Source organism: Streptococcus mitis, assembly GCF_002860865.1.
GTDB classification, from domain to species: Bacteria; Bacillota; Bacilli; order Lactobacillales; family Streptococcaceae; genus Streptococcus; species Streptococcus mitis_AT.
The window spans coordinates 111,230-123,488 of the sequence record NZ_PKIE01000001.1 but is presented as its reverse complement, the minus strand read 5'-3'; the positions used below and the strand labels follow the sequence as shown (position 1 = coordinate 123,488).

Below are 12,259 nucleotides of genomic sequence, written 5' to 3'. Positions count from 1 at the left end.
TCCGTGTTCAATTGCTAAGATACAAAGCCTGTAGGAACACAAAGTGAAAATAGGAGTTTTGATCAAGAAGTGTCTACTCCTTGGAAGAACTATCTTTTTCATACAGGGTTCCAGGCGTGTTCAACTGCTAACTTCTTAACTAGTCTAAAAGTGCCAACTAAATCACTGGAATATAACCCAGGGCAATGCTTCCTGATCCTAGGTGTGTCCCAATGACACTACCAAATGTAGCTAGTGAAATATCCGTACCCACTCCAGATTCAAGCAAGTGTTGACGCAATTCTTCAGCCTTTTCAGGAGCATTCCCATGAATGACAATGACCCGATATTGGCCTGAAGCCGTTGTTTCCTTGATAATTTCAATTAATCGCTTGGTTGCTTTCTTTTCAGTACGAACTTTTTCGTAAACTTCAATCACACCTTGGTCATTGAAATAGAGGATTGGCTTAATGCTAAGCAAATTGCCCAAAATGGCTGCCCCATTTGAAAGACGTCCACCTTTCACTAAATGATCCAAGTCATCTACCATGATAAAGGCTGACGTACGGCTGATTTGAATGGCTAGCTTATCCTGAATGCTGGCAAAATCATCGCCCTGGTCACGCCAATTAAAGACGCTTTCAACCATGATACCCAGAGGAGCACTTGTAATCAAAGTGTCTGGAAAAGCAATGGTTAAGCCATCATAGTCATCTATCATATACTGGATATTTTGGTAAAAACCTGAAATTCCAGAAGATAGGAAAAGCCCCAAGGCATGTGTATAACCTTGTTCTTTGAGCGAAGTTAAGATTTCATCTAACTTGGCAATACTTGGTTGACTGGTCTTAGGCAATTCAGAAGCCTGAGCCATTTTTTGGTAAAATTCCTCAGCAGTCAGATTGATGCCTTCGACATACTCCTCACCATCAATATTGACAGGAATATCCAAGACAAATAAATCTTCTCTTTGCAAGGTCTCTGCACTGAGATAGGCAGAAGAATCTGTGATAACAGCTAGTTTCATATTAGAACTCCAAATTGATTCCTGGTAAGTCTAATGCAATTTCAGTTACTTCGTAAGTCAAACGGTTGAGCATATTCAAACATGGACGAGCCAAAGTTTCCACTTCTTCTTGGCTCAATTCACTTGGTTCATTAACAATACGGCCATCGATGTGGTTTACCTGTGAAATGGTTCCACTGATGACAAACTTATCAAATACAATCATAAATGTCAAGATGACAATCAAGGAAGTCACTTGATTTTCTTGATCATGTTGGAGCAATTGGAAGTTCACATCCACCTTAGTTTCAGGAGCTCCATTTTCATTTTCCCATTCAAAATTACGCGCATCAAAATGATACTGACTAACAAATTCTTGTTCACGTTTAAGATTCATGTCTTTCTCCCTTGGCTACAATATTATAAGCTATTGTACCATAATTTTTTATTTTCATCTAGTTTTCTAGGATTTAGTCAATCCCGATTTCAGCTCGAACTACGTCTGCGATGGTATCAACATAGTAGTCTACTTCTTCTGTTGTAGGCGCTTCTGCCATAACACGCAAGAGGGGCTCTGTTCCACTTGGGCGAACAAGGATACGGCCATTCCCTGCCATTTCAGCTTCCATCTTCTCGATGATATCCTTGATAGCTGGCACTTCCATAGCCTTTTCCTTCATGGCATTTTCCACTCGAATGTTGACTAATTTTTGTGGATAGATTGTTACTTCTGCTGCCAACTCTGACAAGCTCTTACCTGTTTCCTTCATGATTTTGGTCAATTGGACAGCGGATAATTGACCATCACCTGTTGTATTGTAATCCATCAAGATAACGTGGCCAGATTGTTCACCACCAAGGTTGTAGCCTGATTTTCTCATTTCTTCAACAACGTAACGGTCGCCAACTGCTGTAACTGCCTTGTTAATACCTTCTCGATCCAAGGCCTTGTGGAAACCAAGGTTAGACATCACAGTTGTCACAATTGTATTTTGAGCCAATTGTCCTTTTTCAGAAAGGTATTTCCCGATGATGTACATGATCTTGTCACCATCAACGATCTCACCATTTTCATCAACAGCAATCAAACGGTCACTGTCTCCATCAAATGCCAAACCGATAGCTGACCCGCTTTCTTTAACCACTTCTTGCAGGGCTTCTGGGTGGGTTGAACCAACATTAAGGTTGATGTTAAGACCATCTGGTGTTTCCCCGATAACTGTTAATTGAGCACCAAGGTCTGCAAAGATTTGACGGGCACTGGTAGAAGCTGCTCCATTAGCTGTATCCAAGGCAACCTTCATTCCATCAAGAGGAGTTCCAGTTGAAACAAGGTATCCTTCATACTTACGCAAGCCTTCTGGATAATCTACCAAGGTTCCCAATCCTTCTGCACTTGGACGAGGAAGAGTGTCTTCCTCAGCATCTAGCAAGGCTTCAATTTCTGCTTCTTTTTCGTCATCTAGTTTGAAGCCATCACCACCAAAGAACTTAATCCCATTATCAAGGGCTGGGTTGTGGCTAGCAGAAATCATGACACCTGCACTAGCTCCCTCAGTTTTAACCAAGTAAGCTACTGCTGGTGTTGCCAGAACGCCTAGTTTATATACGTGAATCCCTACAGAGAGGAGACCTGCTACCAAGGCCGATTCCAGCATTTCCCCTGAAATACGTGTGTCACGTCCTACAAAGACTTTCGGTGCTTCCGTTTCATGTTGACTGAGAACATAGCCTCCAAAACGTCCTAGTTTAAAGGCCAATTCTGGCGTTAATTCTACGTTAGCTTCTCCACGGACTCCATCAGTCCCAAAATATTTACCCATTTTTATAAAATCCTTTTCCTATTTTTAATTCGTTTTTGAACTAGTTGCTTTTGTTGACGAAGATGTCTCCGACGAACTGCTTGTGCTTGAACTTGGTGCCACAGGCTTTGTAGTGACCTTCATGGTTGTATCAAACGGAGTGATAACTACTGGTAAGACTACCCCGTTGCGGTCGATTGCCTGCAAAGGTACTGAGCCACTGTAATTACCTGTTATGCGTTCGCTGGTTGGTAAAAGCGCAATAACTTTGTCAATCTTAGCTAATGTTTCCTGGTCAGTCGTGACCGAAACGCGTTCATTTGACACGGTTACACTATCAAGTTGTAGCTTGGGATCAATCTGGCTTTGGTCAACTTGTGGCACAACAATCATCCCATCTCGCTTAACCTTCTTCCCAACTTTCACTGTAATCTTTTGAGGCGTTGCCACAGCAGTCAATCCACTAGGAAGATTTTCAATGTTCAAAGGAACTTCAATCGTTCCAACACTAGCATCTGTCAAATCCGCTGTGACCTTAAACTTACGAGTGCTTTCCTGCATTTCACTGGCCAAGGTCACACGATTGGCACCTGTCAGTACAACTGAAACCTCTGATGCAAATCCGCTAATGAAATACTGGTCATCATCATAGTGAATATCGATAGGAACGTTCGTTATCGTATTGGTGTAGGTTTCTGATTTGACCTGTCTTGCGGTATTGTTATTTTGAAAATTAGTCGATGTTGCATAGATGAATAAGACACAAGCAAAAAAGAGAGATGAAATGATATATAGACTATTTTTTCTCATATTTCCAACCTCCTAGCAAACGGTCCTTAAAACTGACTTTTTCCTCAACAGCTGGCAAAAGAATTGCTCGTAGCTCTGCTTCAAATTCTTCAATCGTCAAATCATGCTTGAAAACACCGTTATAGGTAATAGAAATGCCACCTGTTTCCTCTGAGACAATGAAGGTCAAGGCATCGGATACTTCTGATAAACCGATAGCCGCCCGGTGTCTGGTCCCAAATTCCTTGGGAATCCCTGTACTTTCTGTCAAGGGCAGATAGGCAGAGGTGACTGCAATCCGATTTTCTCTTACAATCACAGCACCATCATGTAGAGGAGTGTTGGGAATAAAAATATTGATGAGGAGTTCTGCCGAAATTTTGGCATCCAAGGGAATCCCTGTCGCAATGTATTCTTGCAAGGTCCGAACTCGTTGAATGGCAACCAAAGCACCGATCTTACGGGGACTCATGTATTCAACTGACTTAACAAAGGCACGAATCATTTTCTCTTCTGCACTAATTTGAGTAGTAGAAAAGAAATCTGTCGCCCTTCCCAAGCGTTCCAAACCAGTCCGAATCTCTGGAGAGAAGATAACAACCGCAGCAATAACTCCATAGGTGATAATCTGATTAATCAACCAAGAAATCGTTGTTAAACCAAGGATATTGGCCACGACCTGGGCTAATACAAAAATCAAGACCCCTCGCACCAAAATCATAATCTTGGTGCCAGCTATCGCTTTTGTAAAACGATACAAAACATAGGTCACAATCAAAATATCAAACAGATTGATGGCAATACTCCAAGGACTAGAAAACAAGCTAGTCCAATATTGCAGGTTGGATAATTGTTGAAAGTTCATCTGCTGTCTCCTCTCTGTCCAAACACGTTCCTCTCTATTATACCATTTTTCTGGCATTTTTTTCCCTATCCTACTTCATTTTAAATTAAGGAAAAATATGATAAAATAAACTGACTAGAAAAAACAAAGGAGAAACCATGTCCCAACTCTATGATATCACTATTGTAGGTGGTGGTCCTGTCGGTCTTTTTGCGGCCTTCTATGCCCACCTACGCCAAGCTAACGTTCAAATCATCGACTCCCTTCCCCAACTAGGTGGACAGCCTGCTATTCTCTACCCTGAAAAGGAAATCCTAGACGTACCAGGTTTCCCAAACCTAACTGGAGAAGAGTTGACCAACCGCTTGATTGAACAGTTAAACGGCTTTGATACCCCTATTCATCTCAATGAAACGGTTCTTGAGATTGAAAAACAAGAAGAAGGCTTTGCCATTACCACTTCTAAAGGAAGTCACCTGTCTAAAACTGTTATCATCGCTATGGGTGGCGGTGCCTTTAAACCACGTCCGCTGGAACTAGAAGGCGTTGAGGGCTATGAAAATATCCACTACCACGTTTCCAACATCCAGCAATATGCTGGGAAGAAAGTGACAATTCTTGGTGGAGGAGACTCAGCTGTAGATTGGGCTTTGGCTTTTGAAAAAATCGCACCAACTACCCTTGTCCACCGCAGAGATAATTTCCGCGCCTTGGAGCACAGTGTCCAAGCCTTGCAGGAATCATCTGTAACCATCAAGACACCATTCGTCCCTAGCCAACTCCTTGGAGATAGAAAAACGCTCGATAAACTTGAAATCACAAAAGTTAAATCTGATGAAACAGAAACGATTGACCTAGACCACCTCTTTGTCAACTATGGTTTCAAATCTTCTGTCGGTAACCTCAAAAACTGGGGTCTGGACCTCAATCGTCACAAGATTATTGTCAACAGCAAGCAAGAATCTAGCCAATCAGGTATCTATGCTATCGGAGACTGCTGCTACTATGACGGAAAAATTGACCTGATTGCGACAGGCCTCGGAGAAGCTCCAACCGCTGTCAACAATGCCATCAACTACATTGACCCTGAGCAAAAAGTGCAGCCAAAACACTCAACCAGTTTATAAAAAAGAACCACGAGTCACATAGGATTCGTGGTTTTAAAATGAACTACACCTCAAAAGTTAGACAGAAATACATCTAACTTCTGATATGCAGCCCACCTTCTCTTTGCTCTTGTTTGAATAAGAAATTTTTTGAAGAATCATTAGATTATACAAAGTATTCATATCAGCCTTTTAAAGCTATATAAAAACTCTCCAACTATTCTATTATACCATATAAAAAAATAAATAAATAGACTTGTTTTTTTCTTTTTTTGACGTATACTAATAATAGAAAGCGCTTTAAATAAAATAAAAGGAGGTTTTATGAGGAAAGTAAATAAGGACATTTTATTCTTAACTGGAATCATAGTTTTATGTTTTGGTTTTTTATTATTTCACATTAACCCCTATTATGCCGAACCCTATGCGACACTGAAAGAAAGAATAAATTTATTCTTTTGGCAACTATATTGGAGACCTGTAGGAACTCTCAGTATTATTTCGGGTTGCATTATAACTTTCAAAGGATTGAAAAAATAATCTTTTACTCATGAAGAAAGGAAATTTGTTATGATTAAACTGAAACTATTGTTTTTCTCTCTACTATCAAGTCTATTATTCTTAGTCACAACATCTACGGTTTTTGCTGATGTCTATCCTGGTACAAATTATGAAATTGTATCTAATCGTATTGTAAAAGATATCAACACAGGAGAGTTATTGTCATTTTATACAACTGAACTTAGAGACGCCTATTTAGAGTCTAAATCTACGTATCAGACTCGTTCTAATGCAACTGGTGTTGCAGACTATAGAACTAAATACTCTCACTCTTACAAGAAAAGCACCACATCAGGTCCTGTAAGTTCAACTGCCTATGGTGGAAAAGCTGGAGCTACTCTGACTGTAGGTGCAGGTGTTAGCTTTTCTGCTCCGGAGTCTGGAGCTGGACTTAGTTTAAATCACTCAGTCTCCCATAACGTACCACCCTACACTTATGGTTATATTAGACTAAAAGCATCTTACACAGTAAACGTTCGTAAACTAGAAGTTAGATACTTAGGCACCAACAAATGGGTTCCAGCTGGTGAAACCTCTACTATATCGAATGTTAGCGTTTGGAGCGAACTGGTCACTTGGAAATAACTCATTAGAGACTGGGTAAAAACTCAATTTCAGGAGAAAATGAAATAAATTTTCTCACAATAAAACGCATAGTATCACGGTTTTCAATATCTGATATTATGCGTTTTTGATTTTAAAGAGCTAAATTTCTTAACTTAATGACATTGCTTTTTGCCTTTCCCCTTCTTTTTCAAAAAGCAAAAATGTCCTATCAAATTGATAGAGCATGTGATATCATAACGATGGCACTAACGATACTCCTTGGAAAAGGAGGTATTACAGATGCCAGAACTTCTCAAAATAGTACTTATCGCAGTCATCGAGAGTATCATCTCATGGATGGTGACTCGTTGGTTAGACGATCACTTCGACAAGTAACTTTCCTGGTTAGTGCTATCTAACCCAGAAAAAATCCCCTTGGTATTGCAGTACCGAGGGGATTTCTGTTTTAGCACTAAAATGCTAGAACTTCTCAATTCTTATTTATTATCTCACATGTTCTGTTCAATTGTCAAGAAAGAGGTGTTTTATGTCTTTATAATTCATCGGCTAATTTATTTATCTTTCTGAGTCTGTGGTTGACACCACTTTTGGTCAGAGGGGTGCTGAGGCTATCTGCCAACTGCTGGATAGAGTAGTCTGGGTGCTGAATCCGCAATTGCGCTACTTCCTGCAAATCCACTGGCAGATTTTCTAAGCCCATAATATCTTTGATTTTGCTGATATTGTTGATAGTCTTCATGCTGGCAGAAACTGTCCGTGCGATATTAGCTGTCTCGGCATTATTGGCTCGATTGAGGTCGTTACGGGTTTCTCGCAAAATCTTAACTCGCTCAAAATCATCACGCGCCTTCATAGCTCCGATTACTATCAAGAAGTCCATAATATCTTCGGCTCGCTGGAGGTAGGTCACAGCTCCCTTCTTGCGCTCAAGCACCTTGGCATCCAGTAAAAACTGCTGGAGAAGAGAGGCAATCCCTTGCGCGTGGTCCAGATAAACAGAACTGATTTCCAACTGGTACTTACCTGACTCAGGGTCACGAATGCTGCCATTTGCCAAGAAAGCACCACAGAGATAAGCACGACCGGCTTCCTCGTCCGATAAAATCGCCTGATCAATACCCGTTTCTAGGCCAAAAAAGGAGTCTGCCAAGTGTAAATCACTCAGCAGGTCCTGCACCTTTTCATCTGTAAAAACGGTATAGACCCGATTCTTACGAAGATTGCTCCGTTGGTGGTGGCGAATTTCCGATTTGATTTCATAGAAATGGAGAAAGGATTCATAGAGGTGACGAGCCAGTTTGGCATTTTCTGTCACGACGGACAAGGTCAAGCCCGAAGTCGAAAGACCGATACTGCCAGACATCTTGATAATGGCAGATAATTCATGCCGGCTTAGATGGTGCTGACCTAGGATTTCTTCTTTTACTGCTACTGTGAAACTCATTTTCTCACCTGTATAATCCGCATCAATTCATCCACTAGCAAATCCCCATCGTGGAAGGCACCACCATTTTCCAGACGAAGGAAGTTGGATGAAATCACGCGCGGAACCTGCTTACAAAGACCAGCAAAATCATGTTCCACCTGCACCAAGTATTCATCAAACCGGTTGGAATTCATGTATTCCTGAGGCACTTTTTCGATATTCACCAAGACAGTGTCGATAAAAGGGCGACCAAGGTGACGATGCAAGACCTCCACGTGGTCACTATCTGTAAAGTGTTCCGTCTCCCCACGTTGGGTCATGATATTGCAGACATAGGCGATTTCTGCCTTGGTTTCCAAAAGCGCCTGCCCGATTTCCTTAATCACGATATTGGGCAAAATAGAGGTAAATAGAGAACCAGGTCCGAGGACAATCATGTCACTTTCAAGAATAGTCTGCACTACTCGACGGCTAGCCAGAGGCGTATCATCGTTGAGGGTATTGGTCACATAGACGTGGTCAATCATACCTGGATGGTCTGCAATATGGCTCTCTCCAGCCACCTCTGTCCCATCCTGAAAGACTGCATACAAGGTCAAAGGATGGTCACTGGAAGGATAAATCTTCCCAGTAGTATGGAAAAATTTGCTCAATAACTGCATGGCATTATAGGTCGAGCCCTGCATTTCTGACAGGCCAGCAATGATGAGATTTCCCAATGGATGGCCAGCAAAGGCTCCAGCATCCTCAGAAAAGCGATACTGAAAGACCTTCTCATAAAACTTAGGCATATCCGACATGGCCACAAGGACATTACGAAGATCACCTGGCGGTGTCAATTGTTGCATATTTTTTCGGAGTTCACCTGATGAACCACCATCATCTGCCACCGTTACGATAGCAGCAATTTCCACATCTTTTTCCCGCAGACTTTTTAGAATGACAGGGATTCCAGTCCCTCCACCAATCACCGTTATCTTTGGTTTTCTCATGAACGGTTTACCGTTTCCTTTCTTCGGTCTTTATCGCGATGCCCTTCATTGACAGGCCAATTCTTGGATAAGTCCTGCGCCAATCGTTTAGCAAAGGCCACACTACGGTGTTGCCCACCCGTACAACCCATGGCAATGGTCAAAACAGACTTCCCTTCCTTTTGGTAACTTGGTAAAATCGGCTCAATCAAGGCCAATAAATGTTGATAAAAGTCTTCTGACTCAGGATGGTTCATGACATAGTGATACACTGGTTCATCCACACCCGTTTGGTTTCTCAGTTCTGGAAGGTAATAGGGATTGGGCAAGAAACGGACATCAAAGACCAAGTCCGCATCAATTGGGATTCCATATTTAAAGCCGAAAGACATGACTTCGATACGGAAAGACTGGGCTTGGTCTTGATCTGAAAACTGCTCTGCAATGGTTTTACGCAGTTCACGTGGAGTGAGTTCAGTCGTATCCACCACATTTTGACTCATGTTTTTCAGTGGTGCCAAGAGTTCACGCTCCAGCTTAATTCCATCCAAAATTCGTCCGTCTGCTGCTAGTGGGTGACTCCGTCTGGTTTCCTTGTAGCGCGCGACCAATTCCTTATCAGCTGCGTCCAAAAAGAGAATTTTGAAGTCCAGTTCTTCCTTATTTTCCAGCTCATCCAAAACAGCTTGAATCTCCGAGAAGAAAGAACGGCTACGCATATCTACTACCAAGGCCAACTTATGGTCGTCTTCCTTTGTTTCCACCAACTGCAAAAACTTAGGCAAGAGAGCTGGTGGCATATTATCAATAGTAAAATAACCTAAATCCTCAAAGGATTGAATGGCCACAGTTTTCCCTGCACCACTCATCCCTGTCACAATCACCAAGTGAAGTTGTTTCTTTGTCATCTTTTTCTCCTTATATCAAAAGAAGTTTGGCAACACCAAACTTCAACTAGCTTATCCAATCTCTGCGATGACTTCGATTTCGACTTTTACATCACGAGGAAGACGAGCTACCTCTACTGCTGAACGAGCTGGAAATTCCTCTTTAAAGGCCGTTTGGTAAACCTCGTTAAAAGGAACAAAGTCGTTCATATCGCTCAAGAAGCAAGTTGTTTTGACAACATGGTCAAAGTCAGTTCCTGCCTCTGCCAAAATAGCACCGATGTTTTTCAAGACTTGTTCTGTTTGCTCTTGGATTGTTTCTCCAACGATTTCCCCAGTTTCAGGAGAGAGAGGAACTTGACCACTAGCAAACAAAAGGTTGCCAACGATTTTTCCTTGAACATATGGTCCGATAGCCTTTGGAGCTTTGTCTGTATGAATTGTTTTTGCCATTTTCTTTTCCTCACAATTTTTCTAATATTGCATCCCAAGCCTCATCCATCCCTGCCTTGCTGACAGATGAAAAGAGGATGAAGTCGTCACTTGGGTCAAAGTTTAATTTCTTTTTGATTGCTGATTCGTGCTTGTTCCATTTACCACGAGGAATCTTGTCCGCCTTGGTCGCAACGATAATAACCGGAATCTCATAGTACTTGAGAAATTCGTACATCTGCACATCATCTGCTGACGGGTCATGACGAAGGTCGACTAGACTGACTACCGCACGGAGATTTTCCCGAGTCGTTAGGTACTCCTCAATCATGCGCCCCCACTTTTCACGTTCCTTTTTGGAAACACGGGCATAGCCATAACCAGGCACATCCACAAAGCGCATCTTGTCATCAATGTTAAAGAAGTTGAGTAACTGGGTTTTACCAGGTTTACCTGATGTTCGGGCTAGGTTCTTGCGGTTCAGCATGGTGTTGATAAAGCTAGACTTGCCAACATTTGAACGCCCTGCAAGAGCGATTTCTGGCAGTTCATCCTGTGGGTAGTGGGACTTGTTAGCCGCACTGAGCAAGATTTCAGCATTATGTGTATTAAGTTCCATAGTCACCTCTAGGCTGTTTCTAGGATCGGTTTATCCGTTCCATCGACAGCTTCTTTTGTGATGCGAACCAATTTCACATTTTCCTGACTCGGTACTTCAAACATGACATCTAGCATGGTTTCTTCGATAATCGAGCGAAGACCACGCGCACCTGTCTTCCGTTCGATGGCCTTATTGGCGATTTCTTGAAGGGCTTCGTCGTCAAATTCCAACTCGACATCATCATAAGAAAGCAAGGTTTGATATTGTTTAACCAAGGCATTTCTTGGCTCTTTCAAGATACGAACCAAGTCATCAACCGTCAATTGCTCAAGAGCAGCAAAGACAGGCAAACGTCCAATCAACTCAGGGATAATACCAAATTTTTGAATATCTTCTGCGATGATTTCTTGCATGTAAGAGCTGTTTTCATCAATCGCTTTATTGTTTTGACCAAATCCGATAACCTTTTCACCCAGACGTTGTTTGACGATTTCTTCAATACCATCAAAGGCACCACCCACGATGAAGAGGATATTTTTAGTATCCACTTGAATCATCTCTTGTTGTGGATGTTTACGTCCACCTTGAGGCGGTACGCTGGCAACTGTTCCCTCGATAATCTTAAGAAGGGCTTGTTGCACCCCTTCACCAGAAACGTCACGTGTGATCGATACGTTCTCGCTCTTCTTAGCAATCTTGTCAATTTCATCCACATAGATAATGCCACGCTCTGCACGTTCAATGTTAAAGTCAGCAGCCTGCAATAGTTTGAGGAGGATATTTTCCACGTCCTCACCCACATAACCAGCCTCAGTAAGAGCTGTTGCATCCGCAATCGCAAAAGGCACATTCAAGCTCTTAGCCAAGGTCTGGGCAAGAAAAGTTTTCCCTGAACCAGTAGGGCCAATCATCAAGATGTTTGACTTCTGCAAATCCACATCTTCCGACTCTTCACGCGTATCGTGGAAATTGATGCGTTTGTAGTGGTTGTAAACTGCAACTGCCAAGGCACGCTTGGCACGATCTTGACCGATTACATAGTGGTTCAAAATATGGAGGAGTTCGATTGGTTTTGGAACTTCTGACAAGTCTGCCAAGACTTCCTCCGCCAACTCCTCCCGAATGATCTCCTGGGCTAACTCCACACATTCATTGCAGATAAAGGCGTTGTTCCCAGCAATTATTTTTTGTACTTCTTCTTGGCTTTTGCCACAAAATGAGCAATAAACCATCATATCATTATTCCTAGTTGTAGGCATGATTTCCTTCCGTTCTATTCTATACTGTC

The 12,259-nt window shown here is 42.1% G+C and carries 13 protein-coding genes; 2 read left to right on the top strand and 11 right to left on the bottom strand.

Annotated features, from left to right (window positions below):
* Nucleotides 1-157 precede the first annotated feature (157 nt).
* The 5 genes from CYK18_RS00635 to cdaA form a co-directional block, all read right to left on the bottom strand.
* Nucleotides 158-1,006, bottom strand: coding sequence for a DegV family protein (locus CYK18_RS00635; RefSeq protein ID WP_033677877.1), 849 nt, complete (start codon nucleotides 1,004-1,006; stop codon nucleotides 158-160).
* Between the two features lies 1 nt (nucleotide 1,007).
* Nucleotides 1,008-1,382 (bottom strand): DUF1149 family protein, encoded by a 375-nt coding sequence (locus CYK18_RS00630; protein ID WP_001050087.1) that lies wholly within the window; start codon nucleotides 1,380-1,382, stop codon nucleotides 1,008-1,010.
* A gap of 73 nt (nucleotides 1,383-1,455) precedes the next feature.
* Nucleotides 1,456-2,808 (bottom strand): phosphoglucosamine mutase, encoded by a 1,353-nt coding sequence (gene glmM / locus CYK18_RS00625; protein WP_101784500.1) that lies wholly within the window; start codon nucleotides 2,806-2,808, stop codon nucleotides 1,456-1,458.
* A gap of 24 nt (nucleotides 2,809-2,832) precedes the next feature.
* On the bottom strand, nucleotides 2,833-3,597 hold the full coding sequence (locus tag CYK18_RS00620) for a CdaR family protein (protein WP_023943694.1): 765 nt from the start codon (nucleotides 3,595-3,597) through the stop codon (nucleotides 2,833-2,835).
* A complete protein-coding gene (gene cdaA / locus CYK18_RS00615) occupies nucleotides 3,584-4,441 on the bottom strand; it encodes a diadenylate cyclase CdaA (protein WP_101784498.1) in 858 nt (285 codons plus the stop codon). The genes CYK18_RS00620 and cdaA overlap by 14 nt, the downstream gene beginning before the upstream one ends.
* A 137-nt stretch (nucleotides 4,442-4,578) precedes the next feature.
* Here cdaA and CYK18_RS00610 point away from each other — a divergent pair, with 137 nt between their 5' ends.
* Together CYK18_RS00610 and CYK18_RS00600 are read left to right on the top strand one after the other, a co-directional pair.
* The gene (locus CYK18_RS00610; RefSeq protein ID WP_101784496.1) at nucleotides 4,579-5,547 is read left to right on the top strand and encodes an NAD(P)/FAD-dependent oxidoreductase; all 969 of its coding nucleotides are present in this window, start codon (nucleotides 4,579-4,581) and stop codon (nucleotides 5,545-5,547) included.
* Between the two features lie 549 nt (nucleotides 5,548-6,096).
* Entirely contained in the window at nucleotides 6,097-6,672 is a 576-nt protein-coding gene (locus CYK18_RS00600; RefSeq protein WP_000593540.1) for a hypothetical protein, read from the top strand.
* A 514-nt stretch (nucleotides 6,673-7,186) separates the two neighbouring features.
* On the opposite strand, the gene whiA is transcribed toward CYK18_RS00600, so the two are convergent.
* From whiA to clpX, 6 genes are read right to left on the bottom strand one after another with little or no spacing between them, the layout of a single operon-like run.
* Nucleotides 7,187-8,098, bottom strand: a complete 912-nt coding sequence (whiA, locus tag CYK18_RS00595; RefSeq protein ID WP_101784494.1) for a DNA-binding protein WhiA — start codon at nucleotides 8,096-8,098, stop codon at nucleotides 7,187-7,189.
* On the bottom strand, nucleotides 8,095-9,072 hold the full coding sequence (locus tag CYK18_RS00590) for a YvcK family protein (RefSeq protein WP_101781447.1): 978 nt from the start codon (nucleotides 9,070-9,072) through the stop codon (nucleotides 8,095-8,097). Before CYK18_RS00590 ends, whiA begins: the two co-directional genes overlap by 4 nt.
* Nucleotides 9,069-9,959, bottom strand: coding sequence for an RNase adapter RapZ (gene rapZ, locus CYK18_RS00585; RefSeq protein WP_101781448.1), 891 nt, complete (start codon nucleotides 9,957-9,959; stop codon nucleotides 9,069-9,071). The genes CYK18_RS00590 and rapZ overlap by 4 nt, the downstream gene beginning before the upstream one ends.
* Before the next feature lie 51 nt (nucleotides 9,960-10,010).
* The gene (locus CYK18_RS00580; protein WP_001140420.1) at nucleotides 10,011-10,391 is read right to left on the bottom strand and encodes a RidA family protein; all 381 of its coding nucleotides are present in this window, start codon (nucleotides 10,389-10,391) and stop codon (nucleotides 10,011-10,013) included.
* Between the two features lie 10 nt (nucleotides 10,392-10,401).
* Nucleotides 10,402-10,989 carry a ribosome biogenesis GTP-binding protein YihA/YsxC gene (yihA, locus tag CYK18_RS00575; RefSeq protein ID WP_000422605.1) on the bottom strand — a complete coding sequence of 196 codons (588 nt, stop codon included), beginning with the start codon at nucleotides 10,987-10,989 and terminating at the stop codon, nucleotides 10,402-10,404.
* Between the two features lie 8 nt (nucleotides 10,990-10,997).
* On the bottom strand, nucleotides 10,998-12,230 hold the full coding sequence (gene clpX, locus CYK18_RS00570; protein WP_025169664.1) for an ATP-dependent Clp protease ATP-binding subunit ClpX: 1,233 nt from the start codon (nucleotides 12,228-12,230) through the stop codon (nucleotides 10,998-11,000).
* Between the last annotated feature and the right edge of the window lie 29 nt (nucleotides 12,231-12,259).

Bases quoted from the DNA above. Each gene is read 5' to 3' on its own strand.
- glmM (WP_101784500.1), bottom strand. From the start codon at position 2,808: ATGGGTAAATATTTTGGGACTGATGGAGTCCGTGGAGAAGCTAACGTA.
- CYK18_RS00620 (WP_023943694.1), bottom strand. From the start codon at position 3,597: ATGAGAAAAAATAGTCTATATATCATTTCATCTCTCTTTTTTGCTTGT.
- CYK18_RS00580 (WP_001140420.1), bottom strand. From the start codon at position 10,391: ATGGCAAAAACAATTCATACAGACAAAGCTCCAAAGGCTATCGGACCA.
- yihA (WP_000422605.1), bottom strand. From the start codon at position 10,989: ATGGAACTTAATACACATAATGCTGAAATCTTGCTCAGTGCGGCTAAC.
- CYK18_RS00635 (WP_033677877.1), bottom strand. From the start codon at position 1,006: ATGAAACTAGCTGTTATCACAGATTCTTCTGCCTATCTCAGTGCAGAG.
- CYK18_RS00590 (WP_101781447.1), bottom strand. From the start codon at position 9,072: ATGAGAAAACCAAAGATAACGGTGATTGGTGGAGGGACTGGAATCCCT.
- CYK18_RS00610 (WP_101784496.1), top strand. From the start codon at position 4,579: ATGTCCCAACTCTATGATATCACTATTGTAGGTGGTGGTCCTGTCGGT.
- CYK18_RS00630 (WP_001050087.1), bottom strand. From the start codon at position 1,382: ATGAATCTTAAACGTGAACAAGAATTTGTTAGTCAGTATCATTTTGAT.
- whiA (WP_101784494.1), bottom strand. From the start codon at position 8,098: ATGAGTTTCACAGTAGCAGTAAAAGAAGAAATCCTAGGTCAGCACCAT.
- rapZ (WP_101781448.1), bottom strand. From the start codon at position 9,959: ATGACAAAGAAACAACTTCACTTGGTGATTGTGACAGGGATGAGTGGT.
- CYK18_RS00600 (WP_000593540.1), top strand. From the start codon at position 6,097: ATGATTAAACTGAAACTATTGTTTTTCTCTCTACTATCAAGTCTATTA.
- cdaA (WP_101784498.1), bottom strand. From the start codon at position 4,441: ATGAACTTTCAACAATTATCCAACCTGCAATATTGGACTAGCTTGTTT.
- clpX (WP_025169664.1), bottom strand. From the start codon at position 12,230: ATGCCTACAACTAGGAATAATGATATGATGGTTTATTGCTCATTTTGT.